Annotated in this window: 22 protein-coding genes and 7 tRNA genes; 25 read left to right on the forward strand and 4 right to left on the reverse strand. The window is 49.4% G+C overall.

Annotation, left to right across the window (positions count from 1 at the left end):
* Positions 1 to 162: 162 nt before the first annotated feature.
* The 4 genes from ybfF to fur all read left to right on the forward strand — a co-directional run bounded on the left by ybfF (position 163) and on the right by fur (position 2828).
* Positions 163 to 927 carry an esterase gene (gene ybfF, locus MUG06_RS08885; RefSeq protein WP_243078339.1) on the forward strand — a complete coding sequence of 255 codons (765 nt, stop codon included), beginning with the start codon at positions 163 to 165 and terminating at the stop codon, positions 925 to 927.
* Between the two features lie 166 nt (positions 928 to 1093).
* Entirely contained in the window at positions 1094 to 1369 is a 276-nt protein-coding gene (ybfE, locus tag MUG06_RS08890) for a LexA regulated protein (protein ID WP_215847340.1), read from the forward strand.
* 135 nt (positions 1370 to 1504) lie between these two features.
* On the forward strand, positions 1505 to 2035 hold the full coding sequence (fldA, locus tag MUG06_RS08895; protein WP_215847341.1) for a flavodoxin FldA: 531 nt from the start codon (positions 1505 to 1507) through the stop codon (positions 2033 to 2035).
* A 349-nt stretch (positions 2036 to 2384) separates the two neighbouring features.
* On the forward strand, positions 2385 to 2828 hold the full coding sequence (fur, locus tag MUG06_RS08900; RefSeq protein WP_215847342.1) for a ferric iron uptake transcriptional regulator: 444 nt from the start codon (positions 2385 to 2387) through the stop codon (positions 2826 to 2828).
* A gap of 59 nt (positions 2829 to 2887) precedes the next feature.
* Here fur and MUG06_RS08905 read toward each other — a convergent pair whose 3' ends face one another.
* The 3 genes from MUG06_RS08905 to nagE all read right to left on the reverse strand — a co-directional run bounded on the left by MUG06_RS08905 (position 2888) and on the right by nagE (position 7371).
* Positions 2888 to 3283, reverse strand: a complete 396-nt coding sequence (locus MUG06_RS08905) for a hypothetical protein (RefSeq protein WP_215847343.1) — start codon at positions 3281 to 3283, stop codon at positions 2888 to 2890.
* A 236-nt stretch (positions 3284 to 3519) separates the two neighbouring features.
* Positions 3520 to 5187 (reverse strand): glutamine--tRNA ligase, encoded by a 1668-nt coding sequence (gene glnS, locus MUG06_RS08910; RefSeq protein ID WP_215847344.1) that lies wholly within the window; start codon positions 5185 to 5187, stop codon positions 3520 to 3522.
* Positions 5188 to 5340: 153 nt separating this feature from the next.
* Positions 5341 to 7371 carry an N-acetylglucosamine-specific PTS transporter subunit IIBC gene (gene nagE, locus MUG06_RS08915; protein WP_243078340.1) on the reverse strand — a complete coding sequence of 677 codons (2031 nt, stop codon included), beginning with the start codon at positions 7369 to 7371 and terminating at the stop codon, positions 5341 to 5343.
* Positions 7372 to 7706: 335 nt separating this feature from the next.
* Between nagE and nagB the strand changes: the two genes are divergently transcribed.
* From nagB to MUG06_RS08975, 12 genes are all read left to right on the forward strand, one after another.
* On the forward strand, positions 7707 to 8507 hold the full coding sequence (gene nagB, locus MUG06_RS08920) for a glucosamine-6-phosphate deaminase (protein WP_243078341.1): 801 nt from the start codon (positions 7707 to 7709) through the stop codon (positions 8505 to 8507).
* 63 nt (positions 8508 to 8570) lie between these two features.
* Complete coding sequence (nagA, locus tag MUG06_RS08925) at positions 8571 to 9719, forward strand: N-acetylglucosamine-6-phosphate deacetylase (protein ID WP_243078342.1); 1149 nt, start codon at positions 8571 to 8573, stop codon at positions 9717 to 9719.
* Between the two features lie 7 nt (positions 9720 to 9726).
* Positions 9727 to 10947: an N-acetylglucosamine repressor gene (locus MUG06_RS08930; protein ID WP_215847348.1), complete on the forward strand. Its 1221-nt coding sequence runs from the start codon at positions 9727 to 9729 to the stop codon at positions 10945 to 10947.
* 41 nt (positions 10948 to 10988) lie between these two features.
* A complete protein-coding gene (locus tag MUG06_RS08935; RefSeq protein WP_215847349.1) occupies positions 10989 to 11741 on the forward strand; it encodes an HAD-IIA family hydrolase in 753 nt (250 codons plus the stop codon).
* A 304-nt stretch (positions 11742 to 12045) separates the two neighbouring features.
* Entirely contained in the window at positions 12046 to 13713 is a 1668-nt protein-coding gene (gene asnB, locus MUG06_RS08940) for an asparagine synthase B (protein ID WP_243078343.1), read from the forward strand.
* Positions 13714 to 13931: 218 nt separating this feature from the next.
* A tRNA-Met gene (locus tag MUG06_RS08945) sits at positions 13932 to 14008 on the forward strand.
* Between the two features lie 9 nt (positions 14009 to 14017).
* Positions 14018 to 14102, forward strand: a tRNA-Leu gene (locus MUG06_RS08950).
* A gap of 23 nt (positions 14103 to 14125) precedes the next feature.
* Positions 14126 to 14200: transfer RNA gene (locus tag MUG06_RS08955), tRNA-Gln, on the forward strand.
* Positions 14201 to 14235: 35 nt separating this feature from the next.
* A tRNA-Gln gene (locus MUG06_RS08960) sits at positions 14236 to 14310 on the forward strand.
* 37 nt (positions 14311 to 14347) lie between these two features.
* Positions 14348 to 14424 (forward strand) — tRNA-Met (locus tag MUG06_RS08965).
* Positions 14425 to 14430: 6 nt separating this feature from the next.
* Positions 14431 to 14505 (forward strand) — tRNA-Gln (locus MUG06_RS08970).
* Positions 14506 to 14531: 26 nt separating this feature from the next.
* Positions 14532 to 14606: transfer RNA gene (locus tag MUG06_RS08975), tRNA-Gln, on the forward strand.
* Between the two features lie 222 nt (positions 14607 to 14828).
* On the opposite strand, the gene ubiF is transcribed toward MUG06_RS08975, so the two are convergent.
* The gene (gene ubiF / locus MUG06_RS08980; RefSeq protein WP_215847350.1) at positions 14829 to 16001 is read right to left on the reverse strand and encodes a 3-demethoxyubiquinol 3-hydroxylase; all 1173 of its coding nucleotides are present in this window, start codon (positions 15999 to 16001) and stop codon (positions 14829 to 14831) included.
* A gap of 175 nt (positions 16002 to 16176) precedes the next feature.
* On the opposite strand from ubiF, the gene miaB reads away from it, so the two are divergent.
* From miaB to MUG06_RS09025, 9 genes are all read left to right on the forward strand, one after another.
* A complete protein-coding gene (gene miaB / locus MUG06_RS08985; protein WP_215847351.1) occupies positions 16177 to 17601 on the forward strand; it encodes a tRNA (N6-isopentenyl adenosine(37)-C2)-methylthiotransferase MiaB in 1425 nt (474 codons plus the stop codon).
* Between the two features lie 209 nt (positions 17602 to 17810).
* Positions 17811 to 18872: a PhoH family protein gene (locus MUG06_RS08990; RefSeq protein WP_215847352.1), complete on the forward strand. Its 1062-nt coding sequence runs from the start codon at positions 17811 to 17813 to the stop codon at positions 18870 to 18872.
* The gene (gene ybeY / locus MUG06_RS08995) at positions 18869 to 19342 is read left to right on the forward strand and encodes an rRNA maturation RNase YbeY (protein WP_243078344.1); all 474 of its coding nucleotides are present in this window, start codon (positions 18869 to 18871) and stop codon (positions 19340 to 19342) included. Before MUG06_RS08990 ends, ybeY begins: the two co-directional genes overlap by 4 nt.
* Before the next feature lie 81 nt (positions 19343 to 19423).
* Positions 19424 to 20305 carry a CNNM family magnesium/cobalt transport protein CorC gene (gene corC / locus MUG06_RS09000; RefSeq protein ID WP_243078345.1) on the forward strand — a complete coding sequence of 294 codons (882 nt, stop codon included), beginning with the start codon at positions 19424 to 19426 and terminating at the stop codon, positions 20303 to 20305.
* Positions 20306 to 20309: 4 nt separating this feature from the next.
* A complete protein-coding gene (gene lnt, locus MUG06_RS09005) occupies positions 20310 to 21833 on the forward strand; it encodes an apolipoprotein N-acyltransferase (RefSeq protein ID WP_243078346.1) in 1524 nt (507 codons plus the stop codon).
* Positions 21834 to 22280: 447 nt separating this feature from the next.
* Entirely contained in the window at positions 22281 to 23177 is an 897-nt protein-coding gene (locus tag MUG06_RS09010) for an amino acid ABC transporter substrate-binding protein (RefSeq protein WP_215847355.1), read from the forward strand.
* Positions 23178 to 23332: 155 nt separating this feature from the next.
* Positions 23333 to 24073, forward strand: a complete 741-nt coding sequence (locus tag MUG06_RS09015) for an amino acid ABC transporter permease (protein WP_243078347.1) — start codon at positions 23333 to 23335, stop codon at positions 24071 to 24073.
* Complete coding sequence (gltK, locus tag MUG06_RS09020) at positions 24073 to 24750, forward strand: glutamate/aspartate ABC transporter permease GltK (protein WP_215847356.1); 678 nt, start codon at positions 24073 to 24075, stop codon at positions 24748 to 24750. Before MUG06_RS09015 ends, gltK begins: the two co-directional genes overlap by 1 nt.
* On the forward strand, positions 24751 to 25476 hold the full coding sequence (locus MUG06_RS09025; RefSeq protein ID WP_215847357.1) for an amino acid ABC transporter ATP-binding protein: 726 nt from the start codon (positions 24751 to 24753) through the stop codon (positions 25474 to 25476).
* The last annotated feature ends 27 nt before the right edge of the window (positions 25477 to 25503 follow it).

Consider the following 25503-nt stretch of genomic DNA (forward strand, 5'->3'; position numbering starts at 1 on the left):
TTCTAACATCAGGATTATAAAGTTAAATTCAGGCGGGCTGTTAGCATTCAAACGGTTTATGGGCAAAAGTCAGAATATGTCCTAATGCCGCTGGAACCGGCGCGCCTGAAAAGGTGAATCCATGATAACCTAAGCTTAGGTCTCAAACTTAAGAACTTTGCCATGATTTTGAACGCCCGTCTGCAAACTGAACAATCTACTGTTGATTCCCGGCCCATCCTGCTTATTCATGGACTTTTTGGTAGCCTTGATAACCTTGGCGTGCTGGCGCGTGGATTAAAGGATGATCGTCCTCTCATCCAGGTTGATGTCCGTAATCATGGCATGTCGCCGCGCTCTGAGGAGATGAACTACGCTGTAATGGCGCAGGATATGTTTGACACGTTGGATGCGCATGGTATCGATCGCGTTTCTGTCATAGGTCACTCTATGGGCGGCAAAATAGCTATGACGATGAGCGCACTGGCTCCCGAACGCATTGAACAGTTAGTTATGATTGATATCGCTCCGGTTGATTATCAAACCCGTCGTCACGATGAAATTTTTGCTGCTATCCGGGCGGTCACAGAATCTGGCGTTAAGCTGCGCAGTGCAGCGGCTAATGTTATGCGCAACGTGATCAATGAAGAAGGCGTGATTCAGTTCATTCTCAAATCTTTTCAGGATGGAGAATGGCGTTTTAACGTGCCGGTACTGTGGGACAATTACGCGACCATTTCTGGCTGGAAAGATATTCCGGCTTGGCCACATCCTGCGTTATTCATTCGCGGCGGTGATTCTGCCTATCTGGATAATCAGTATCGCGATGCTTTACTGAAACAGTTCCCGGCAGCTCATGCACATGTGATTAGCGGAGCGGGACATTGGGTGCATGCTGAGAAACCTGATGCCGTTTTACGCAGTGTTCGTCGGTTTTTTGCGCTTTAAAAGCAATTACCTGGCGGTGAAAGTTTAGGATTGGCGTACGCGGTTAGCGTGGAGTATGATGGCGCGCTAAAAATTTGCCGACGGCTATTTCTGCCGCGGTAAGGGCCAATAATTTATAATCTGCGCAGCGTAAACGCCGCTCGCGCCCATTCAGTTTCACTAAGCCATGGCAAAAGAACACACTGACCGCACCACGCTTGATCTGTTTGCTGAGGAGCGTCGTCCCGGTCGCCCTAAAACCAGTCCGCTTTCGCGCGATGAACAGCTGCGTATAAATAAACGCAATCAACTGAAACGTGACAAAGGGCGCGGGTTACGCCGTGTCGAGCTTAAAATGAACAGTGAAGCCGTTGAAGCACTTAATACGCTGGCGGAACAGCGCAATCTCAGTCGCAGCGAATTGATTGAACAAATGTTGCTGCAACAACTCAAACTAGACTGACACGAGCAAAACGCACGCAAAAACAAATGTCACGGCTTTACAAGTTCCGCGCTTTTGTCACGTCTGCTATTATTCGCAGAAATGTGCTGTTTTAGCACACATCTCATCATCAGGATTTAAGAGGTTATTTTACCCATGGCACTCGTAGGCATCTTCTTTGGCAGCGATACCGGCAACACCGAAAACATTGCAAAAATGATCCAGAAACAGCTGGGTAAAGACGTTGCGGAAGTGCATGACATCGCGAAAAGCACCAAAGAAGATCTGGCAGCGTTTGATATCTTGCTGCTGGGCATCCCAACCTGGTATTACGGCGAAGCGCAGTGCGACTGGGATGATTTCTTCCCAACGCTGGAAGAGATCGACTTCAACGGCAAATTAGTCGCGTTGTTTGGTTGTGGCGATCAGGAAGATTACGCAGAATATTTCTGTGACGCGATGGGCACCATTCGTGACATTATCGAACCTAATGGCGCAGTGATTGTTGGACACTGGCCGACTGAAGGCTATCACTTTGAAGCCTCCAAAGGCTTGGCCGATGATAAAAACTTCTTGGGTTTAGCGATTGATGAAGATCGCCAGCCAGAATTGACCAACGAACGCGTTGAAAAATGGGTTAAGCAGATTTTTGATGAGCTACAGCTCAAAGAGATTATCGAAGCTTAATGCTTACTGATTCGATGTGGGCGCTGGCTCACATCGAATCAGTGGAAATTCCTATAGAAATAATAGCCACATTTTTTTAACTTTCTTCGTTTAATCTGTAGAATACCCCTATCGGTCATCCGCTTATTTCTCTGGATATGAGATGAGGCTGAACGAAATGTTAACAGACCTCTGTAGAAATCCTCCCCGGCTCGGTAAATTCCTCACAGCTAATGGTGATTTCCAGCATTTCACTCGGTTTTCATTTCGTTGCTTCGGTTCTATAATGAGACGCAAATGAGAATGGGTGTAGATCGACATTCAAGGCCAAGCGCCACAAAAGTGATTAAAGTAACAGGACAAAATCCGCATGACTGACAACAATACCGCATTAAAGAAGGCTGGCCTGAAAGTCACGCTGCCCAGACTTAAAATTCTGGAAGTGCTTCAGGAACCTGAATGCCATCACGTCAGCGCGGAAGATTTATACAAACGCCTGATTGATATGGGCGAAGAGATTGGTCTGGCAACGGTTTATCGCGTATTAAACCAGTTTGATGATGCTGGCATTGTAACCCGTCATAACTTTGAAGGCGGCAAGTCTGTTTTTGAATTGACGCAACAGCATCACCACGATCACCTGATTTGCCTGGATTGCGGCAAAGTGATTGAGTTCAGCGATGAGTCGATTGAAACGCGCCAGCATGAAATCGCTACCCGCCATGGCATTAAATTATCCAACCATAGCTTGTACCTTTACGGTCACTGCTCACTGGGTGATTGTCGCGAAGACGAAACGCTTCACGACAAGTAAGTTGCTCTGCACTGATATGAAAAAGCCGGTTTATAACCGGCTTTTTTTGCGTCTGGATCTCAGGCAACGAGTGTTTCCTGCAAGTAGCGCCAACGCGGAATCGAGGTGCTGCAATCTAAAATCGCCAGTGAAATGCGGCTCTGATTTTGACCGTTCATCATTTGCAGTTCACGATATTGAATGATGACTTCATTTTCTTGCTCAGAAATCACCACATGTTCACTGGTCGCAATACGCATCCCTTCACGCTGACCTTGTAGTTGAAGAAAAAGCGCTTCAGTTTCGTTTAAATTCAGTTGCCTTCCTTGCGGCGTCACCATACAAAAGTCGGGATGAAAGTGCGAAAGCAGGAGATGAAAGCTATCATCCGCTGTCGCTGTATTATTGAAAATACGTTCAATTAGTTGATGTAAAACTACGACACTGTGTTTAGCTTCCTGGGCGAGAACGGTCATTTTTTTTCCTTTTGTAACCCGCATAGCAACGCTTGAGAGCGCTTAGCCTACCTGAAAAAAAGCAATTCACACCTTGTAATTGATTAATTTTACTAAACTAAGATTTCTCCCAGATATGCTTGCAGGGTCAATTTGATGTAAAGCAGCATATCTGGTTGTATTGACAGGAAACGCAGTAATAAAAAAGGGCGATTAATCGCCCTTTTGTTTTTTTATCGTGTCGGTAATCGAAATTTTTAATCGCCGATTTTTGCCCAGGTATCACGCAATCCCACAGTGCGGTTAAACACTAGCTGTGAAGGCTTTGAGTACACGCTGTCAGCACAGAAATATCCTTCACGCTCAAACTGATAAGGTGAGGTCACTTCAGCATTTCGTAGGCCAGGTTCGACAAAACCGTGTTTTATTTCCAACGAATTTGGGTTGATGGCAGCAAGAAAATCTTCTGCCGCACCAGGATTCGGTACGCTGAACAAACGGTCGTAAAGTCGGAATTCGGCAGGTAGCGCATGCTCAGCAGAAACCCAATGAATCACGCCTTTAACTTTGCGGCCATCAGCAGGATCTTTACTTAACGTGTCCACATCGCACGTGCAATAGATGCAAGTGATATTGCCGTCTTCATCCTTAGCTACACGCTCAGCGCGAATCACATAAGCATTACGCAGGCGTACTTCTTTACCCAGCACCAAACGCTTGTACTGCTTGTTCGCCTCTTCTCGGAAGTCAGCACGATCGATCCAAATTTCACGGCTAAACGGAGCTTCGCGCGTGCCCATTTCTGGCTTGTTTGGATGATTTGGCATAGTGATAATTTCGTTATGGCCCGCAGGCAAATTCTCAATCACCACTTTTAAAGGATCCAACACCGCCATAGCACGAGGTGCATTTTCATTCAGATCGTCACGAATACACGATTCCAGCGAAGCCATCTCAACGATATTGTCTTGTTTGGTCACGCCAATACGACGGCAGAACTCACGAATAGAGCCCGCCGTGTAACCGCGACGACGCAGGCCTGAAACGGTCAGCATGCGCGGATCGTCCCAGCCTTCTACATGCTTTTCACTGACTAATTGCGTCAGCTTACGCTTCGACATCACTGCATATTCCAGATTCAGACGTGAAAACTCGTACTGACGTGGATGAACTGGAATAGTAATGTTATCCAAAACCCAGTCATACAAACGACGGTTATCCTGGAATTCCAGCGTACACAGCGAATGGGTAATGCCTTCCAGCGCATCGGAAATGCAGTGGGTAAAGTCATACATCGGATAGATGCACCACTTATTGCCCGTCTGATGATGTTCAGCAAACTTAATGCGATACAGCACAGGATCGCGCATCACAATGAAGTTAGATGCCATATCGATCTTAGCGCGCAGGCAGGCTTTACCTTCCTCAAATCCACCCGCACGCATTTTTTCAAACAGTGCCAGGTTCTCTTCTGGGGTACGATCGCGGTAAGGACTGTTTTTACCCGGCGCCGTTAAGGTGCCACGGTACTCACGAATCTCTTCAGGCGTGAGTTCATCCACATAGGCCAGGCCTTTATTGATGAGTTCGACCGCATAGTGATAAAGCTGATCAAAATAGTTTGAGGAATAACAAACTTCGCCACTCCACTCAAAGCCCAGCCATTGCACATCACGCATGATGGATTCAACGAACTCCACATCCTCTTTGACCGGATTGGTGTCGTCGAAACGCAGGTTGCATTGACCCTGGTAATCTTGAGCAATACCGAAGTTCAGACAAATCGATTTTGCATGACCAATATGCAGATAACCATTAGGCTCTGGCGGAAAACGGGTATGCACGCTGCTGTGCTTGCCGCTCGCCAAATCTTCGTCAATGATTTGACGAATAAAGTTAGTTGGGCGGGCTTCAGCCTCACTCATTACAAAAATCCTCAATACGAATAGCGGGTGATTTGTACCACGAAGTATCGGAGTATGATCCACAAAGCGTCGTAGGGAAACAACCGTTTGTTAAGCGTTTAAAACAAAAAGGCAGGAATCGCTTCCTGCCTTTGGGGTTGTGTCGCGGAGTAATTAACCTATTACTTCATACAGCCGGGTTTCGCCGGCAATCACCTGTCCGCTTGCTAACAGATTCAAACCGCCAAAATCATCACTGTTGCTTACCACAACAGGACTGATCATGGATCGTGCATTGGCATTAAGGAATTCAAGATCCATTTCCAGCACCGGCTGGCCAGCAACGACCGTTGCGCCCTCTTCGACTAAGCGTGTGAAACCTTTACCACCTAATGCCACGGTGTCCAGGCCCATATGCACCACGATTTCAACGCCATTATCCGTTTCAAGGCAGAACGCATGATTGGTGGTGAAGATCTTCACAATGGTTCCCGCAATCGGCGCAACCACCCGCTTATCGGTAGGCTTGATCGCTAAACCTTCGCCAACGGCTTTGCTAGCGAAAGCTTCATCCGGCACTGCATCCAGAGCCACAACCTCACCGCTGACTGGTGAGACCAGTGTGGCAATGACTTTTTTATCGCTGTTCAATACGGCTTGCGGCTTAGTCTCTGTCGCCGCTGGCGCGCTACTATTACTCGCTGCGGCAGCCACCGGACCTTTGGTCAGCACGCGTTTCATCGCAGAAGCAATGCTTTCAGCTTGCGTCCCTACAATGATTTGTACGCTTTGCTTATTCAGACGAATCACGCCCGATGCGCCAAGACGTTTAGCCACACCTTCATTGATTTGTGCAGAATCTTTCACATTTAAACGTAGACGCGTAATACACGCATCGATAGCTGTCAGGTTTTCAGAACCGCCAATCGCACCGATATAGCGGCGTGCCAGAGACTCCGTCGCGTTTTCGCCATCGCCCGTTTTATCAACGTTAACGTCGTAGCCATCCGTCTCATCACCCGCAACGGCTAATTCACGGCCAGGCGTCATCAGGTTGAACTTCAGGATAGTGAAGCGGAATACCACGTAGTAAAGGGCAAAGAAGACCAGGCCTTGTGGGATCAGCATGTACCAGTGAGTGGCTAATGGGTTACGGGTTGAAAGCACCATATCCACTAAACCGGCACTGAAACCAAAGCCCGCAATCCAATGCATGCTCGCGGCGATGAAAACAGAAATACCGGTTAATACGGCATGGATGAAAAACAGTACCGGCGCCACAAACATGAAGGAGAATTCCAACGGTTCGGTAATTCCGGTAAAGAAGGCTGCAAACGCAGCTGCCAGCATGATCCCGCCAACTTTGGCGCGGTTCTCTGGGCGTGCACAGTGAAAAATTGCCAGCGCGGCGCCCGGCAAGCCGAACATCATGATCGGGAAGAAGCCCGCTTGATAGCGACCTGTGATACCCACTGTTGCGCTGCCATCAGCCAGAGATTGCGCACCGCCAAGGAATTTAGGGATATCGTTAATGCCTGCAACATCAAACCAGAAAACCGAGTTCAATGCGTGATGCAGGCCAACCGGAATCAGTAAGCGGTTAAAGAAGGCGTAAACCCCTGCACCGATCGAACCAAGTTTTTGTATGTGCTCACCAAAGCTGACCAGCCCACCAAAAATAATCGGCCAGATGTACATTAAAATGAACGCGACCAGAATCATCAGGAAGGAGACCAGAATGGGCACCAGTCGACGACCGCTGAAGAAAGAAAGGGCTTTAGGCAACTCAACATGGCTGAAGCGGTTATAGACTTCGGCCGATAAGATACCGACAAGAATGCCGACAAACTGGTTATTTATTTTGCCAAATGCAGCGGGAACTTGTTCCACGGGCATTTTCTGAATCATTGCTACCGCAGCGGGTGAACAAAGCGTGGTAACGACGAGGAAACCGACAAAACCGGTCAGAGCGGCTGCACCATCTTTATCTTTAGACATGCCGTACGCCACACCAATCGCGAACAGCACAGACATATTTTCGATAATGGCAGCACCCGATTTGATCAACAACGCTGCTAGCGCATTACTTGCGCCCCAGCTGTCAGGATCAAGCCAGTAACCAACCCCCATTAATATCGCTGCTGCTGGCAGGGTTGCTACCGGCACCATGAGTGCGCGGCCAACCTTCTGTAAATAACCTAACATTTGCCCTTCCCCCTATGAGACACGCTTATTGCTTTGTTGCCGCTTACTCTTTTTTTGTCAGCAACAAAGATCTGTAATAACACTTTTGGTCACGCTGCGAGTGTAATGATAAATTAATTCGCCTCGCAAATTAAAACCGCGCTTTCTGTGATTTTTATCACCAAAAAACGTCTCTTGATGCAGCTGCGTCTGGCTATCACGCCAAACTTATTTTATGATCCAAAATATCAAGGCGCAGAATTACCATGGCGATAACGCGTAATCAGTTTAGGCTGATTATTAGCACAACGGTACAGCGTCTAACCTTTCCCAATTCTTTAATATTGAGGTGAAACATGAGACTGATTCCTTTAGCCACGCCGACCCAAGTAGGCAAGTGGGCTGCACGTCATATCGTCAACCGCATCAATGCCTTTAATCCAAGCGCCGATCGCCCTTTCGTTCTCGGCTTACCTACCGGCGGAACGCCGCTAGAAGCGTATAAACATCTTATTGAGATGCATAAATCGGGCCAGGTTAGTTTCAAGCACGTAGTGACGTTCAACATGGACGAATATGTTGGCTTACCGAAAGAGCACCCAGAAAGCTATCACAGTTTCATGTACCGTAACTTTTTCGATCACGTTGATATTCAAACAGAAAACATCAACCTTCTGAATGGCAATGCGCCTGACATTGACGCAGAATGTCGCCAGTATGAAGAGAAAATTCGTGCGCTGGGTAAAATTCATCTGTTTATGGGCGGCGTCGGCAACGACGGACACATTGCCTTTAACGAACCCGCCTCTTCTTTGGCTTCCCGCACGCGTATCAAAACGCTGACACACGATACGCGCGTTGCCAATTCACGTTTCTTCAACGGCGATGTTGATCAGGTGCCAAAATACGCCCTGACTGTGGGTGTTGGCACGTTACTGGATGCCGAAGAAGTCATGATTTTAGTGACGGGCCATGTCAAAGCGCAGGCGCTGCAAGCGGCAGTTGAAGGCAACGTTAACCACATGTGGACCATTAGCTGTCTGCAACTGCATGCAAAATCCGTTGTGGTTTGTGATGAGCCCTCCACGATGGAATTAAAAGTGAAAACGGTTAAATATTTCCGCGAGATGGAAGCGGAAAATATGAAAGGTGTTTAAGACTACGTTGTAGATGTCTGCTGTTGCCCTTAAATCAAAGCAGGCCTAGCCGGGAGAAGAAAGATGTATGCATTAGTTAACGGTCGTATTTACAGCGGCCATGAGATTTTGGACAACCACGCAGTGGTTATTGCTGAGGGTAAGATTGAGCGTGTTTGCTCTCACGAGGCGCTGCCCGCAGATATTGAGCAGCGCGATGTCTCAGGTGCCATCATCGCTCCCGGTTTTATCGATCTACAGCTGAATGGTTGCGGCGGCGTGCAGTTTAATGACGACATTGATGCGCTCAGCATTCAAACGCTGGAAATTATGCAGCGCGCCAATGAAAAATCGGGTTGTACCAGCTACCTTCCTACCTTGATTACCAGCAGCGATGCGTTGATGAAGCGCGCCATTGAAACCATGCGTGCTTATCTAAACAAGCATCAGCATCAGGCGCTGGGATTGCATCTTGAAGGTCCGTGGTTAAGCACGGCGAAAAAAGGCACCCATAATCCTGCGCTGATCCGTTTGCCCGATCCTGAAATGGTGCAATTCCTGTGTGATAACGCAGACGTCATCACCAAAGTGACTTTGGCACCAGAAAACGCCGGTAGCGATGTCATTCGTCAACTGACTGATGCGGGTATTATTGTCTCTGCAGGCCACTCAAACGCGACCTATGAAGAAGCCAAAACAGGTTTTTCAGCGGGTGTGACCTTTGCGACGCATCTCTATAATGCCATGCCTGTTTTTGCTGGTCGTGAGCCTGGTCTTATCGGTGCGCTGTTTGATTCGCCTGATGTATACTGCGGCATTATTGCCGATGGTTTACATGTTCATTACGCTAATGTGCGTAATGCAAAACGGATTAAAGGCGACAAACTGGTGTTAGTGTCCGATGCCACCGCTCCGGCTGGCGCAGACATCGATAAATTTATTTTTGCAGGTAAAACAATATACTATCGTAACGGCCTGTGCGTGGATGAGAATGGCACGCTGAGTGGTTCAGCATTAACCATGATTGATGCCGTGCGAAATAGCGTCGAACATGTCGGCATTGCATTGGATGAAGCGTTGCGTATGGCGTCACTTTATCCTGCACGGGCAATGGGCGTGGAAAAACAGTTGGGCACGATCGAAGCAGGAAAAATCGCAAACCTGACTGTGTTTACACGCGACTTTAAAATCACTAAGACGTTTGTCAATGGAGACGACGTCCTGAGCGAGTAAGCACTGAATGACCACTGGCGGCCAGACACAAATAGGAAATGTCGATCTTGTCAAACAACTCAATAGCGCGGCCGTTTATCGGCTAATCGATCAACAAGGGCCGATTTCGCGCATTCAAATTGCCGAATTGAGTCAGCTTGCGCCCGCCAGCGTCACAAAAATTACCCGCCAACTGATTGAGCGCGGCCTGATTAAAGAGGTGGACCAACAGGCGTCCACCGGCGGGCGCCGCGCGATTTCCATCATCACTGAAACCCGCAACTTTCATACCATCGGCGTGCGTTTGGGCCGTAACGACGCCACGCTAACGCTGTTTGATCTCAGCGGGAAATCACTGGCTCAAGAAGATTATGCGTTGCCGGAACGTACGCAAGAAACGTTGGAGCACGCGCTGCTGAATGCCGTCGCCGCCTTTATTGAACTCCACCAGCGTAAAATCCGTGAGCTGATTGCAATATCGGTGATTCTCCCCGGCTTAGTTGATCCTATAAACGGCGTGATTCGCTATATGCCGCATATTTCAGTCAGCCATTGGCCTCTGGTTGCCAGCCTGAAAAAACGCTTCAACGTGACCAGTTTTGTCGGCCACGATATTCGTAGCCTGGCGCTTGCTGAGCACTATTTCGGTGCAAGTCGTGATTGTGCTGACTCTATTCTGGTGCGTTTACACCGCGGCACTGGCGCAGGCATCATCGCTAACGGACACATCTTTCTGGGTAGCAATGGCAATGTCGGCGAGATTGGTCATATTCAGGTCGATCCTTTGGGCGAGCGCTGCCATTGCGGTAATTTCGGCTGTCTGGAAACCATTGCTGCAAATGGCGCGATCGAAAATCGCGTACGCCATTTATTGAGTCAAGGCTATCCCAGCGTGTTGACGCAAGATGATTGCTGCATGCCTCAGATTTGCAAAGCTGCAAATCAGGGTGATGCGCTGGCATGTGAAGTGATCGAATATGTCGGCCGCTATTTAGGCAAAGCTATCGCGATTGCGATTAACCTGTTTAATCCGCAAAAAGTGGTGCTGGCAGGTGAAATCACCGATGCGGAGAAAGTGCTGCTGCCCGCGATTGAAGGGTGTATCAATACTCAAGCACTTAAAGCGTTTCGCAAAAATTTACCGGTGGTGCGCTCACAGTTGGATCACCAATCTGCCATTGGCGCTTTTGCGCTGGCAAAACGTGCCATGCTCAATGGCATCCTGCTGCAACATCTTCTCGAAGACTAAGTCGAGCCTGCCAATCTGGCGGGCTGCATCGGAACGAAACTATGACAATTAAAAACGTAATCTGTGATATCGACGGCGTGCTGATGCACGACAATACCGCTGTGCCCGGCGCTAAAGAGTTTTTACAACGCATCGTGCAAAAAGAGATGCCGCTGGTGGTACTCACCAATTATCCCTCACAAACCGGTCAGGATTTGGCTAACCGCTTTGCCTCGGCAGGTATTGATGTACCGGATTCGGTTTTTTATACCTCAGCAATGGCCACTGCAGATTTCTTGCGTCGTCAGGAAGGCAAAAAAGCCTACGTTATCGGTGAAGGTGCGTTGATTCATGAGCTTTATAAAGCGGGATTTACGATCACTGACGTCAATCCCGATTTTGTTATCGTGGGTGAAACCCGCTCGTTCAACTGGGATATGATGCATAAAGCCGCTTTTTTTGTTGCCAGTGGCGCACGCTTTATTGCAACCAATCCAGATACGCATGCTCGAGGATTTGTCCCGGCCTGTGGCGCGCTTTGCGCAGGCATTGAGAAGATTTCTGGCCGCCGCCCTTTCTACGTGGGTAAGCCAAGCCCCTATATCATGCGTGCTGCACTTAATAAAATGCAGGCTCACTCCGAAGAGACGGTGATTGTCGGAGATAATTTGCGTACCGATATTCTGGCAGGCTTTCAGGCGGGACTTGAAACGATACTGGTGCTTTCTGGTGTTTCAACCTTGAGTGATATTGATGCCATGCCTTTCCGTCCAGACTGGATTTATCCTTCTGTGGCCGATATCGACCTGTTCTGATTCATTCTTCTTATGACGCAGCGATAAGAATGTGCGGTGCGTCATCTTTTCTTGCTGAAAACCGCCACACCCGTGATTAAATAACGACCAATTTCGTTATTTAATTATCGATTCATCAATTAAATGGTGATTTTATTGATGAATCATCAAATATATCGCACTACCAACAATCTTTTTATCAGTAAATCATGATTCCTCTTGCATTGGATGCATGAAATAGCGCATTTTCTTATGCATCAGGCAGCGACAGGCTGCTGCAAACACAAAAGATAACATCGCCGTTAGGTAAGCTCAGGAGTCAGTTATGTGTTCAATTTTTGGTGTGCTGGATCTTAAAACCGATCCTGTTGAGCTGCGCAAAAAAGCGCTGGAATGTTCACGTTTAATGCGTCATCGCGGACCAGATTGGTCAGGTGTCTATGCGGATGACCACGCGATTCTTTCACATGAACGCCTCTCAATTGTCGACGTCAATAACGGCGCACAGCCGCTGTATAACGCCGACCACACTCACGTGCTGGCTGTTAACGGTGAAATCTATAACCATCAGGCGCTGCGTGCAGAATTAAGCGATCGCTATCAGTTCCAGACCGGGTCTGACTGTGAAGTGATCCTGGCGCTTTATCAGGAAAAAGGCGTCGACTTCCTGGATGATTTGGAAGGCATGTTCGCATTCATCCTGTATGACAGCGTTAAAAACACCTACCTGATTGGCCGCGATCACATCGGTATCATTCCGCTGTATATGGGTAATGATGAGCACGGCAACCTGTATGTCGCGTCTGAAATGAAAGCGCTGGTGCCGGTTTGTCGCTCTATCAAAGAATTCCCGCCGGGAAGCTATCTTTCCAGCACTGACGGAGAAATCCGCCGTTACTGGCAGCGTGACTGGATGGAATATAAAAACGTTGAGCATAACGAAACCGATGCTGCGGGCCTGAAACACGCACTGGAAGAATCAGTGAAAAGCCATTTGATGTCTGACGTTCCTTACGGCGTGTTGCTTTCTGGTGGCCTCGACTCGTCCATTATTTCTGCGGTGACCAAACGTTATGCAGCAAAACGTGTTGAAGATCAGGATAAGAGCGATGCGTGGTGGCCACAGCTGCACTCTTTTGCCGTGGGTCTTGAAGGTTCACCGGATCTGAAAGCAGCGAAAGCTGTGGCCGAACATCTGGGCACCGTGCACCATGAAATTCATTTCACCGTGCAGGAAGGTTTGGATGCCATCCGCGATGTGATTTACCACATTGAAACTTACGATGTCACCACTATCCGCGCGTCTACGCCGATGTATCTGATGTCACGTAAGATCAAAGCGATGGGTATTAAAATGGTGCTGTCGGGTGAAGGTGCAGATGAAGTCTTTGGCGGTTATCTCTACTTCCATAAAGCGCCGAACGCGAAAGAATTCCATGAAGAGAACGTCCGCAAGTTGCTGGCACTGCATATGTTCGACTGCGCGCGTGCTAACAAAGCCATGTCTGCATGGGGCGTGGAAGCGCGTGTCCCCTTCCTGGATAAGAAATTCCTTGATGTCGCCATGCGCATCAACCCGGAAGATAAGCTGTGTGGCAGCAACGGTAAGATGGAAAAACACATTTTGCGTGAATGCTTCTCTTCTTACTTGCCGGAAAGCGTGGTGTGGCGCCAGAAAGAGCAGTTCTCAGATGGCGTGGGCTACAGCTGGATTGACAGTTTGAAAGAAGTTGCTGCGAAGCAAATCAGCGATCAGCAGCTGGCGACGGCGCACTTCCGTTTCCCTTATAACACGCCAAACTCTAAAGAAGCCTATCTCTATCGTGAAATCTTCGAAGAGCTGTTCCCGCTGCCAAGTGCTGCTGAATGTGTACCAGGCGGACCTTCTGTAGCCTGCTCTTCTGCAAAAGCGATTGAGTGGGATGAAGCGTTTAAATCAATGGACGATCCTTCAGGTCGTGCGGTTGGTGTGCATCAATCTGCTTATAAATAAGCAAGATAATTGATTTGAAAATGGGCCCTTTGTGGCCCATTTTTTTTGCCATTCGCCTTGTAAATACTGAATAATTGCCGAATAAACCATCAGCCTGGTTATAAGCCAAACAAACAGGCGCTTTAAGGTAAAAAACGACAAAAAAATTGTTGACGCTGTCTGGTCAACTCCGCATAATGCGCCCCGCAACGCCGATGAAGGTTGCGCGAAAAAAAGATGGCTACGTAGCTCAGCTGGTTAGAGCACAGCACTCATAATGCTGGGGTCACAGGTTCGATTCCCGTCGTAGCCACCATCTTTTTTTGCGGGAGTGGCGAAATTGGTAGACGCACCAGATTTAGGTTCTGGCGCCGCAAGGTGTGCGAGTTCAAGTCTCGCCTCCCGCACCATTTCATGATTCGGCAAGCGTGGATGGGGTATCGCCAAGCGGTAAGGCACCGGCTTTTGATGCCGGCATTCCCTGGTTCGAATCCAGGTACCCCAGCCAATTTTCGAAGTTTCTCGTGGTTGCGAGTCGACGAATGGGATATCGCCAAGCGGTAAGGCACCGGTTTTTGATACCGGCATTCCCTGGTTCGAATCCAGGTATCCCAGCCATCTTCGAAAAAGCAAAGCAATAAACGCAATAAAATTAGGCTACGTAGCTCAGCTGGTTAGAGCACAGCACTCATAATGCTGGGGTCACAGGTTCGATTCCCGTCGTAGCCACCATTTTATTGGGGTGTCGCCAAGCGGTAAGGCACTGGTTTCTGATACCAGCATTCCGGGGTTCGAATCCCTGCACCCCAGCCATATAAAGACAATTTGATTCCCATAATTGGGGTGTCGCCAAGCGGTAAGGCACTGGTTTCTGATACCAGCATTCCGGGGTTCGAATCCCTGCACCCCAGCCAAATTGCATAATAAAGCCCGCTTTTGCGGGCTTTATTGTTTCTGTCTGTTGCAGTTCACCTTTCAATAGCCCCGCGCACACTTACCGCACAGCATCGACATATCAAAAAACGCCTCTACACCCTGAACATTAAAATTCAGAAGTGTAATGTCCGTATATCCAGAGGCGCCAGATTTCAACGCGTTTCATCCTCTACGCAGATCCACCCATTATTTCGTTGTCATTACAGTCCTAATGCATAACGCAGCGCCTGACGTTTTAACACGCCAGAATGCTCTGCAGCGATCAACCCAAGGTTACGTATAAATTTAAGCGGTGGCAGGTGATTGCTAAAGGCGAAATAGAACAGATCCATGCCGCTTTGCATCAACAAATTATCGTTGCGTCGTTGTCGTTGATAACGTAACAGCACACGTTCAGAGGCCCAATCTTCTGCCTGACTGCGCGATTCGCTCAACACATCAATTAAGGCGTCAATATCGCGATAACCAAGGTTTACGCCCTGTCCTGCTAGCGGATTAATGGTATGTGCTGCATCACCTACCAACGCTAACCCCGGAAGAACATAGCGAGAAGCATGACGGCGTACCAGCGGAAAACCGCCTGCAGCGTGCGCTTTAAAGCGGCCTAAACGCGCAGGGAAATGGGCAGCAATCTCTTTTTCTAGCTGTGGCAGTGCCATCGTCTGTAATTGACGAATGCGCGTTGGCGAGTCATACCAAACCAGCGAAGCATGATTACCATAGAGCGGCAAAAAAGCACGTGGGCCTTGTGGAGTAAAGTGCTGCCATGTTGTATCGCCTGCTGGGTGTTCACAAGTTACACCAATCAATAAACATGACTGCGCATAACTCCAGCCATGAATACCAATGCCCGACATCTGCCGCACCTGCGAATTGGCACCATCTGCGCCCACCACCAAACGCGCATGCAAAGTTTGGCTATTATCGAGATTCAGCCGCCAGCCACCATTTTCTTCTTGTAGATGTTCTAACGTTGCCGGTGAGATCAGCGTAACCTCCAGCTGCTGCATCCGCTCCCATAAAGCCCGCTGCAAAACACCGTTTTCCACCATAAAACCTAATTCTGGCAATCCCAGCGACACCGCATCAAAATTGACCTGCGCGGTTTGCCATTCCCAGGTTTCTAACTTGCGATACGGCGCACAGCGCATGGCCTCAATACGTGACCAGACATCAAGCTGCTTTAGCATGGCTACAGAAGAAGAACCAATGGCAGAAATACGAATATCAGGCTCGCTGTCAGCCACAAACGGTGCCGGCTCCGCGCGCTCAATCACTGCTACGCGAAATTTTTCCAGCGCCAATCCGCAAGCCAGTGCTGCTCCGACCATGCCACCGCCGACCACCACGACATCAAACTGATTATCCTGCATTGCTCATATCCTTTTACTTTTCTCCGCCAGCTTCAGCAGCGAGCGGGACCGATTAAGCAAAGTGTACCGGAAAAAATCCGGCACGATCAGAAAAGCCCTTAGGCTGGTCACAACAGCATCAAAGCATTACAATACGCGCCCTGCACTTCACTGCTCTGAATCAATGGCTAGTTCGATGACAAAAAAACTGCATATCAAAACCTGGGGATGTCAGATGAATGAGTACGATTCATCTAAGATGTCTGACCTGCTGAACAGTACGCATGGCTACACGCTGACTGAGGAAGCTGAAGAGGCGGATATCCTGCTGCTTAACACCTGCTCTATCCGAGAGAAAGCGCAGGAGAAGGTTTTCCACCAGTTGGGCCGCTGGAAAAAATTAAAAGAGCGCAACCCTGATTTGATCATCGGCGTCGGCGGTTGCGTAGCGTCACAGGAAGGGGATCATATTCGCCAGCGCGCGCCTTGCGTGGATATCGTATTTGGTCCACAAACCCTGCATCGCCTGCCAGAAATGATTAACACCGTACGCGGAAGCAAAAGCCCGGTTGTTGATATCAGCTTTCCTGAAATTGAGAAATTTGATCGTCTGCCAGAACCGCGTGCAGAAGGCCCAACCGCCTTCGTTTCCATCATGGAAGGCTGCAATAAATATTGTACTTTCTGTGTGGTGCCTTATACCCGCGGCGAGGAAGTAAGCCGTCCGAGCGACGACATTTTGTTGGAAATTGCCCAACTGGCTGCGCAAGGTGTTCGCGAGGTCAACCTGCTGGGTCAAAATGTTAACGCCTATCGTGGCGCAGCCTTTGATGGTGATGTCTGCACTTTTGCAGAGTTATTGCGTCTGGTTGCTGCTATCGACGGCATTGACCGTATTCGCTTCACCACCAGCCATCCCATCGAATTTACCGATGACATCATCGAGGTTTATCGCGATACACCGGAACTGGTGAGCTTCCTGCATTTGCCGGTGCAAAGCGGTGCTGATCGTATTCTGACACTGATGAAACGTGCGCATACCGCACTGGAGTACAAAGCGATTATCCGTAAGCTGCGCGCGGCACGCCCGGAGATTGAGATTAGCTCTGACTTTATCATCGGCTTCCCTGGCGAAACGCAGCAGGACTTCGAGCAGACCATGAAGCTGATTGGCGACATCAACTTCGACATGAGCTATAGCTTTATTTATTCTGCACGTCCCGGCACGCCAGCGGCGGACTTGCCCGATGACGTCAGCGAAGAAGAGAAAAAGCAGCGTCTGTGGATTCTGCAAGATCGTATTAACCAGCAGGCACTGGCCATTAGCCGCCGTATGCTGGGCAGCGTGCAACGCATTCTGGTTGAAGGCATCTCGCGTAAGAACGTGATGGAACTGACGGGACGCACTGAAAACAACCGCGTGGTTAACTTCGAATGCTCGCCAGAGATGATAGGCAAATTTGTCGATGTCGAGATTGTCGACGTCTATACCAATTCGCTGCGTGGCAAACTGGTCCGCACTGAGGATGAGATGGGTCTACGCGTTGTTGAAAGCCCGGCGTCGGTCATTGCGCGTACGCGTAAAGAGAACGAAATCGGCGTAGGTACTTTCCAGCCTTGATCCCTGCTTTACTTTGCGGCAGCGCGCGCAGTGCTGCCGCCAAATTCAGTTTGTTGCACTTGGTTTCTGAAAGAGCCGCCCAAATATCTTTTCTGAAGCTTGCGTCCAGGCTTTACGACATAAATAATTTCGTTATGGCGCATTCGTTTAAGCCAAACGGTGCGTCAAACCCCCACTTCAACTGGCCCTCAGTGACCCAAAGGATTCGTTTGAATATCGAAACTCGTGAAATCGCCCTTGAACCGGCCGATAACCGCCGTCTGATGAGCCTGTGTGGTCCATTTGATGACAATATTAAACAACTGGAACGTCGTTTGGGCATTGAAATCAATCGCCGTGACAATGCCTTCAAGTTAGTTGGACGCGCGCTGTGCGTGAACGCGGCGGCAGATATCCTTAAAACGCTCTACGTTGATACGGCCCCCGTTCGCGGTGATATCCCCGATATCGAGCCAGAAAAAATTCACCTGGCGATCAAAGAGAGTCGCGTACTGGAACAAACCGCAGAAAGCGTGCCTGATTTTGGCAAAGCGGTGAACATCAAAACGAAACGTGGCGTCATTAAGCCGCGCACGCCTAATCAGGCGCAGTACATCGCGAATATCCTCGACCATGACATCACCTTCGGTGTCGGCCCGGCGGGTACCGGTAAAACCTATCTGGCGGTGGCTGCGGCAGTTGACGCGCTGGAGCGTCAGGAAATTCGTCGTATTCTGCTGACGCGCCCCGCCGTGGAAGCGGGTGAAAAACTGGGTTTTCTGCCAGGCGATCTCAGCCAGAAAGTTGATCCTTACCTGCGCCCTCTTTATGACGCGCTGTTTGAGATGCTGGGCTTTGAACGCGTTGAAAAGCTGATGGAGCGCAACGTTATCGAAGTCGCGCCGCTGGCTTACATGCGTGGCCGTACGCTCAATGATGCGTTCATCATCCTGGATGAGAGCCAGAACACCACCATCGAACAGATGAAAATGTTCCTGACGCGTATCGGCTTTAATTCAAAAGCGGTGATTACCGGCGACGTCACGCAGATAGACTTGCCGCGTCACACCAAATCTGGCCTGCGCCACGCAATTGAGGTGCTTTCGGAAGTGGAAGAGATCAGTTTCAACTTCTTCCATAGCGAAGACGTTGTCCGTCATCCCGTGGTCGCACGCATCGTTGTCGCCTATGAAGCCTGGGAAGAAGCCGATCAAAAACGTCGCGATCAACAGGCTGAAGAGCGTAAACGTGAAGCGCTGGCGGCGCATGTTGCCGCGCAGGAGAGCAAATGAGTTCGGTAATCCTTGATCTTCAACTCGCCTGCGAGCACACCACGGGCTTGCCGGAAGAAACACAGTTCCAGCGTTGGCTGGAAGCGGCGGTTATGCCCTTTCAACCAGAAAGTGAAGTCACTATTCGTCTGGTTGATGAAGCAGAAAGTCATGAGCTTAATCTGACTTATCGCGGTAAAGATAAGCCGACCAATGTGCTGTCATTTCCGTTTGAAGCCCCACCCGGTATTGAATTGCCGCTGCTTGGCGATCTGATTATTTGTCGTCAGGTTGTCGAGCAAGAGGCTGCTGAACAAGGCAAAACTGTTGAAGCGCATTGGGCGCATATGGTGGTACACGGTACGCTGCATTTGTTGGGCTATGACCACATTGAAGACGAAGAAGCCGAAGAAATGGAAGGAATCGAGACCGAGATAATGCTTGCTCTTGGGTATCCCGATCCGTACATTTCGGAGAAAGAAGACGCTTGAGCCTTTGGTTCAGGTCATCCTGCTGTTGGCACTAACGCCGACAGTTTTATTTTCTTATCAGAGAGATCGACAAAAACCGCCATGAGCGATGACCATTCTCAAAACAGCGATGCACCCAGTAGTAAAAAGGGATTTTTTTCCCTGTTGATCAACCAACTGTTTCACGGTGAACCAAAAAGCCGTGACGAACTGCTGGAGCTGATCCGCGATTCCAATCATAAAGACCTGATCGATCAGGATACCCGCGACATGCTCGAAGGTGTATTGGACATTGCAGAACAGCGCGTGCGTGACATCATGATTCCACGCTCGCAAATGATCACTCTCAAACGCAATCAGAACCTCGAAGAGTGCCTTGAGCTCATTATCGAATCCGCGCATTCGCGTTTTCCAGTAATCAGCGAAGACAAAGATCATGTCGAAGGCATCTTAATGGCAAAAGATTTGCTGCCATTTATGAGCAGTGAATCAGAACCGTTCAGCATGGAAAAAGTGCTGCGTCCTGCGGTTGTGGTGCCTGAGAGTAAGCGCGTTGACCGCATGCTGAAAGAATTTCGCTCGCAGCGTTATCACATGGCGATTGTCATCGATGAGTTTGGTGGTGTTTCAGGTTTAGTCACCATTGAAGACATTCTTGAGTTGATCGTGGGTGAGATTGAAGACGAGTATGACGAAGAAGAAGATCGTGATATTCGCCAGCTAAACCGTCAAACCTTCACTGTGCGTGCATTGACGCCAATAGAAGATTTTAACGAGGTGTTTGCCACGCAGTTCAGCGATGATGAAGTCGACACCATCGGTGGACTGGTGATGCAGGGATTCGGCCACCTTCCCGCACGTGGGGAAAGTATTGACATTGATGGTTACCATTTCAAAGTCGCGATGGCTGACAGCCGCCGTATCATCCAGGTTCACGTAACAATTCCGGAAAATTCGCCGCTACCTCACTTGGATGACGAATAAGTTTATGGTTTTAGCCTCTCTCTACTCGCGTCAGCGGGTACGCCTTCTGCTGGCTTTAATTATGGGTGCCTTTGGCACCCTCGCCTTTTCCCCTTATGATTTTTGGCCTGCTGCGCTGCTTTCGCTGTGTGGCCTGCAGCTCCTGACGCTCAATCGAACCAGCCCGCAGGCTACAGTCATCGGCTTCGTTTGGGGTTTTGGTCTGTTTGGTAGCGGCATAAACTGGGTTTACGTCAGCATCGCGACCTTTGGTGGCATGCCAGGACCGGTGAATATTTTCTTGGTGGTTCTGCTGGCCGCCTATTTAGCTATCTACCCCGCATTATTTGCAGGTTTGCTCAATCGATTTTGGCCGCGCGCTACATTGTGGCGTCTGGCGCTAGCCGCACCAGCATTGTGGCAAATCACTGAGTTCTTACGCGGTTGGGTGCTAACTGGCTTCCCTTGGCTGCAATTTGGTTACAGCCAGATTGATGGTCCGCTCAAAGGGCTTGCTCCGCTGGCGGGGGTAGAAACGCTGACCTTCGTGCTGATGATTATTGCTGGCCTGCTGGTGCATGCTCTGCAACAACGCAGCGGCAAAAGCCTGATCGCCGGCTTGATATTACTGGCACTGCCTTGGCCTCTACGCTACATCCAGTGGGTTCAACCGCTGCCTCAGCGCAGCGTTGAAGTGGCTTTAGTACAAGGTAATATCCCGCAGTCGATGAAGTGGGATCCTCAGCAATTACTGAATACGCTACGCGTTTATACCAGCCTGAGTCAGCCGCTGATGGGCAAAGCGCCGATCATTATTTGGCCTGAGTCTGCTATCACTGATTTAGAAAGCAACCAGCAAGCGTTTTTGCGTTCACTTGATGATGAATTACACCAGCGTGGCAGCGCATTGATTACCGGCATCGTTGATTCACGTCTGGAGCAGAACCGCTACCACGACTACAACACAGTAATCGCGTTGGGTGGAGAACAGCCTTATAACTACTTCAGCGCCAATCGTTATCAAAAAAATCATTTGGTTCCCTTTGGCGAATTCGTGCCGCTGGCTGATTTACTCCGCCCGCTGGCGCCGTTCTTTGATCTGCCAATGTCCTCTTTCAGTCGCGGTGCCTATATTCAACCGCAACTGAGCGTGGCGGGCTACCACCTTACTAGCGCGATTTGCTATGAAATTGTGCTGGGCGAACAGGTACGCGCCAATTTACGTCCCGATACTGATTTCCTGTTAACGGTATCCAATGACGCATGGTTTGGGCACTCAATCGGCCCGTGGCAGCATTTCCAGATGGCGCGAATGCGTGCATTGGAATTAGGCCGCCCGCTGTTACGTAGCACCAATAATGGCGTGACCGCAGTAGTGAATGCCAATGGCGATGTTGAGAAGATGCTGTCGCAGTTTACCCGCGGCGTATTAACTGAAAAAGTCACGCCCACTACCGGTGAAACACCTTATGCACACGCTGGCGTTTGGCCAGTCTGGATATTAACGGCCTTAGCGGCGCTTATTGCTGTTATCCGCCGTCGGCGTTAGGTTTATCTCAACGCAAAACGGCGAAGGCTCCTTCGCCGTTTTTTCTTCTCATAATCTCTGTATCCCACCTCTTTTCGTCACCCTCCGCTACCAACGTCTCTGCATCCTCATCTACTCGATCGCGCTTTCTGGCACGATGATTGCTATTTAACTCAGGAGTTTTCGCAGACATACCATTTGATGACGCGTTGCCAGGCCGTCTGCACCAAAAGAAATCAATCCCGCGCACCGCTATCGCGCATGGATGTGTTTTTGCCTTTTTTTGGTGCGAATCGCCTCGCAAAAAAGAAACTTTTTTGTTTCATCACGTTAACAATCCGCTATGTTAGTGACTATTCTGAGCGCGCTTGCGCTGTGGGATGACCAGAAAAGCAGCAGAAAATACACACAACATCATAATCAGCACAGGATAAATTCTGTGCAATTTCCATACGAAGGAGTTGGAACATGCAGATACGCAAAGTGGCATTATCTCTTCTGCTGTTAAGCGCAGCAGCTGGAGCGGCCCAAGCGGAAGATCTCAGCGGCACCCTGAAAAAGATTAATGACAATGATGTCATTGTCGTCGGGCACCGTGAATCATCAGTTCCCTTTTCTTACTATGACAACCAGCAAAAAGTCGTCGGTTATTCTCAGGCTTATTCCAACGCCATTGTAGAAGCCATCAAAGCGAAGCTGAACAAGCCTGACCTGCAGGTCAAAATGATCCCTATCACTTCACAAAACCGTATCCCTCTGTTACAGAACGGGACTTACGATTTTGAGTGTGGATCAACCACCAACAACCTTGAGCGTCAGAAACAGGCCGCCTTCTCCGATACCATTTTTGTGATCGGCACGCGCCTCCTGGTGAAAAAAGGCGGTCCGATTAAAGATTTCACCGACCTCAAAGGCAAAACTGTGGTCGTGACATCCGGTACGACTTCAGAAGTTCTGCTGCATAAGCTGAACGATGAGAAGAAAATGGAAATGCGCATTATCAGCGCTAAAGATCACGGTGATTCTTTCCGCACGCTGGAAACCGGTCGCGCTGTGGCCTTCATGATGGACGATGCATTACTGGCAGGCGAACGTGCAAAAGCGAAGAAACCTGATAACTGGGAAATTTTAGGCACGCCGCAATCGAAAGAAGCTTATGGCTGCATGCTGCGTAAAGAAGATCCACAATTCAAAACCTTGGTGGATGACACCATCGTTAAAGCGCAGTCTTCTGGTCAGGCAGAAAAATGGTTTGATACCTGGTTCAAGCAGCCGATCCCACCAAAGAATTTGAACATGAACTTTGCGTTGTCTGATGACATGAAAGCCCTGTTTAAAGAGCCTAACGACAAGGCACTGAATTAACAATGATAACAAGGGCAGCCGCGCTGCCCTCTCGATTGCTGAAACCGCGGCATGGACAGACAAACCTGTAACAGGTCGTTCCCCTGAAACAGGCAGTAAAAGCCGTTCATCAATCTTCAGGGTAGCTTAGCTACCCTTTTTTACCGGAGCTCGTTATGGGTATCGATTGGAACTGGGGCATTTTTCTCGAACAGGCCCCGTTCGGTAACACGACCTACCTTGGCTGGCTGTGGTCCGGTTTTCAGGTGACGATCGCCGTCTCCTGTTGTGCCTGGATTATCGCCTTCTGTGTAGGATCATTTTTCGGCATTCTGCGCACTGTACCCAATCGTCTGTTGTCGACCATTGGTACGTGCTACGTGGAACTGTTTCGTAATATCCCGCTCATCGTTCAGTTTTTCTTCTGGTACTTGGTGGCACCGGAACTGGTGGGTGAAAACTTAGGGATGTGGTTTAAAGCCGAGCTGGATCCCAACATTCAATTTTTCATCTCCTCTACGATCTGTCTTGGCCTGTTTACCGCGGCCCGCGTCTGCGAGCAGGTACGAGCGGCGATTCAGTCGCTGCCAAGCGGACAAAAAAATGCCGGTTTGGCGATGGGGCTAACCCTGCCGCAAACCTATCGTTATGTGTTACTACCGAATGCGTATCGCGTGATTGTGCCGCCGATGACATCGGAAATGCTTAACCTGGTGAAGAACTCAGCTATCGCTTCGACTATTGGCTTGGTAGATATGGCTGCACAGGCGGGCAAACTGCTCGACTATTCCGCACACGCTTATGAATCCTTTACGGCTATTACGCTGGCCTACGTGGCGATTAACCTGGTGATCATGCTGTTGATGAGTTTTGTAGAGCGCAAAGTGCGTCTGCCTGGCAATGTAGGAGGGAAATAATGTACGAATTTGACTGGAGCTCCATTGCTCCCAGCCTGCCCTACCTGCTAAACGGTTTGGTTATCACGTTCAAAATCACCCTCACCGCGGTGATCTTCGGCATTATCTGGGGCACCTTGCTGGCAGTAATGCGTTTATCTACTTTCAAGCCCATCAGCTGGTTCGCCAAACTTTACGTCAACCTGTTCCGTTCAGTGCCGTTGGTGATGGTGCTGCTGTGGTTTTATCTGGTGGTGCCGAGCTTCTTACAGCAGGTTCTGGGGATATCGCCGAAAACCGATATTCGCCTGATTTCGGCAATGGTGGCTTTTTCACTGTTCGAAGCCGCTTATTATTCAGAAATTATCCGTGCCGGGATCATTAGTATCTCACGCGGTCAGGGTAATGCGGCGTTGGCGCTGGGCATGACGCAATGGCAGTCGATGAAACTTATCATCCTGCCGCAGGCGTTCCGCGCCATGGTACCGCTGCTGCTAACGCAAGGTATCGTGCTGTTTCAGGATACGTCGTTGGTCTATGTCTTGAGCCTGGCTGACTTCTTCCGTACCGCTTCTACCATTGGTGAGCGTGACGGTACCCAGGTTGAAATGGTTCTGTTTGCCGGTCTGGTTTACTTCGTTATCAGCCTGAGCGCGTCGTTGTTGGTCAGTTATCTAAAAAGAAAAAGGACGGTTTAAATGATTAACCTGAAAAATGTTTCTAAGTGGTATGGTCACTTTCAGGTGCTGACCGACTGCTCAACCGAAGTGAAAACCGGTGAAGTGGTGGTGGTCTGCGGACCGTCCGGTTCGGGTAAATCAACCTTGATCAAAACCGTCAATGGGCTGGAGCCGATTCAGCAAGGCAACATCACGGTTAGCGGAACCGAAGTAAACAACAAGAAAACTAACCTGGCCAAGTTACGCAGCCAGATCGGCATGGTGTTTCAGAACTTCGAACTCTTTCCGCACCTCAGCATCATCGATAATTTGGTGCTGGCGCAAGTCAAAGTCTTGAAACGTGACAAAGCCGCAGCGCGTGAAAAAGGCCTAAAGCTGTTGACTCGCGTCGGATTGGCAGCACATGCACAAAAATTTCCAGGCCAGCTTTCTGGCGGCCAACAGCAGCGTGTGGCGATTGCCCGCGCGCTCTGCATGGATCCCATTGCCATGCTGTTTGACGAACCGACTTCAGCGCTCGATCCTGAAATGATCAATGAAGTGCTGGACGTGATGGTCGAACTGGCACAGGAAGGCATGACAATGATGGTGGTAACCCACGAAATGGGCTTTGCGCGTAAAGTGGCTAACCGCGTGATCTTTATGGATGAAGGTAAAATTATCGAAGACACCAATAAAGATGACTTCTTTAACAATCCGCAATCCGATCGCGCTAAAGACTTCCTCGCTAAAATCCTGCACTAAAAAACAGGCGGGCTGTGAGGCCCGCCT

Source organism: Pantoea sp. MQR6 (assembly GCF_022761075.1).
Taxonomy (GTDB): domain Bacteria; phylum Pseudomonadota; class Gammaproteobacteria; order Enterobacterales; family Enterobacteriaceae; genus Pantoea; species Pantoea phytostimulans.

What these genes read in the sequence shown, in the direction of transcription:
- ubiF (WP_215847350.1), bottom strand. Translation starts at nt 16,001, where the DNA reads ATGCAGGATAATCAGTTTGATGTCGTGGTGGTCGGCGGTGGCATGGTC.
- ybfF (WP_243078339.1), top strand. Translation starts at nt 163, where the DNA reads ATGATTTTGAACGCCCGTCTGCAAACTGAACAATCTACTGTTGATTCC.
- asnB (WP_243078343.1), top strand. Translation starts at nt 12,046, where the DNA reads ATGTGTTCAATTTTTGGTGTGCTGGATCTTAAAACCGATCCTGTTGAG.
- fldA (WP_215847341.1), top strand. Translation starts at nt 1,505, where the DNA reads ATGGCACTCGTAGGCATCTTCTTTGGCAGCGATACCGGCAACACCGAA.
- MUG06_RS09010 (WP_215847355.1), top strand. Translation starts at nt 22,281, where the DNA reads ATGCAGATACGCAAAGTGGCATTATCTCTTCTGCTGTTAAGCGCAGCA.
- miaB (WP_215847351.1), top strand. Translation starts at nt 16,177, where the DNA reads ATGACAAAAAAACTGCATATCAAAACCTGGGGATGTCAGATGAATGAG.
- MUG06_RS08905 (WP_215847343.1), bottom strand. Translation starts at nt 3,283, where the DNA reads ATGACCGTTCTCGCCCAGGAAGCTAAACACAGTGTCGTAGTTTTACAT.
- lnt (WP_243078346.1), top strand. Translation starts at nt 20,310, where the DNA reads ATGGTTTTAGCCTCTCTCTACTCGCGTCAGCGGGTACGCCTTCTGCTG.
- fur (WP_215847342.1), top strand. Translation starts at nt 2,385, where the DNA reads ATGACTGACAACAATACCGCATTAAAGAAGGCTGGCCTGAAAGTCACG.
- glnS (WP_215847344.1), bottom strand. Translation starts at nt 5,187, where the DNA reads ATGAGTGAGGCTGAAGCCCGCCCAACTAACTTTATTCGTCAAATCATT.
- ybfE (WP_215847340.1), top strand. Translation starts at nt 1,094, where the DNA reads ATGGCAAAAGAACACACTGACCGCACCACGCTTGATCTGTTTGCTGAG.
- nagE (WP_243078340.1), bottom strand. Translation starts at nt 7,371, where the DNA reads ATGTTAGGTTATTTACAGAAGGTTGGCCGCGCACTCATGGTGCCGGTA.
- MUG06_RS09015 (WP_243078347.1), top strand. Translation starts at nt 23,333, where the DNA reads ATGGGTATCGATTGGAACTGGGGCATTTTTCTCGAACAGGCCCCGTTC.
- corC (WP_243078345.1), top strand. Translation starts at nt 19,424, where the DNA reads ATGAGCGATGACCATTCTCAAAACAGCGATGCACCCAGTAGTAAAAAG.
- nagA (WP_243078342.1), top strand. Translation starts at nt 8,571, where the DNA reads ATGTATGCATTAGTTAACGGTCGTATTTACAGCGGCCATGAGATTTTG.
- MUG06_RS08935 (WP_215847349.1), top strand. Translation starts at nt 10,989, where the DNA reads ATGACAATTAAAAACGTAATCTGTGATATCGACGGCGTGCTGATGCAC.
- MUG06_RS08930 (WP_215847348.1), top strand. Translation starts at nt 9,727, where the DNA reads ATGACCACTGGCGGCCAGACACAAATAGGAAATGTCGATCTTGTCAAA.
- ybeY (WP_243078344.1), top strand. Translation starts at nt 18,869, where the DNA reads ATGAGTTCGGTAATCCTTGATCTTCAACTCGCCTGCGAGCACACCACG.
- gltK (WP_215847356.1), top strand. Translation starts at nt 24,073, where the DNA reads ATGTACGAATTTGACTGGAGCTCCATTGCTCCCAGCCTGCCCTACCTG.
- MUG06_RS09025 (WP_215847357.1), top strand. Translation starts at nt 24,751, where the DNA reads ATGATTAACCTGAAAAATGTTTCTAAGTGGTATGGTCACTTTCAGGTG.
- nagB (WP_243078341.1), top strand. Translation starts at nt 7,707, where the DNA reads ATGAGACTGATTCCTTTAGCCACGCCGACCCAAGTAGGCAAGTGGGCT.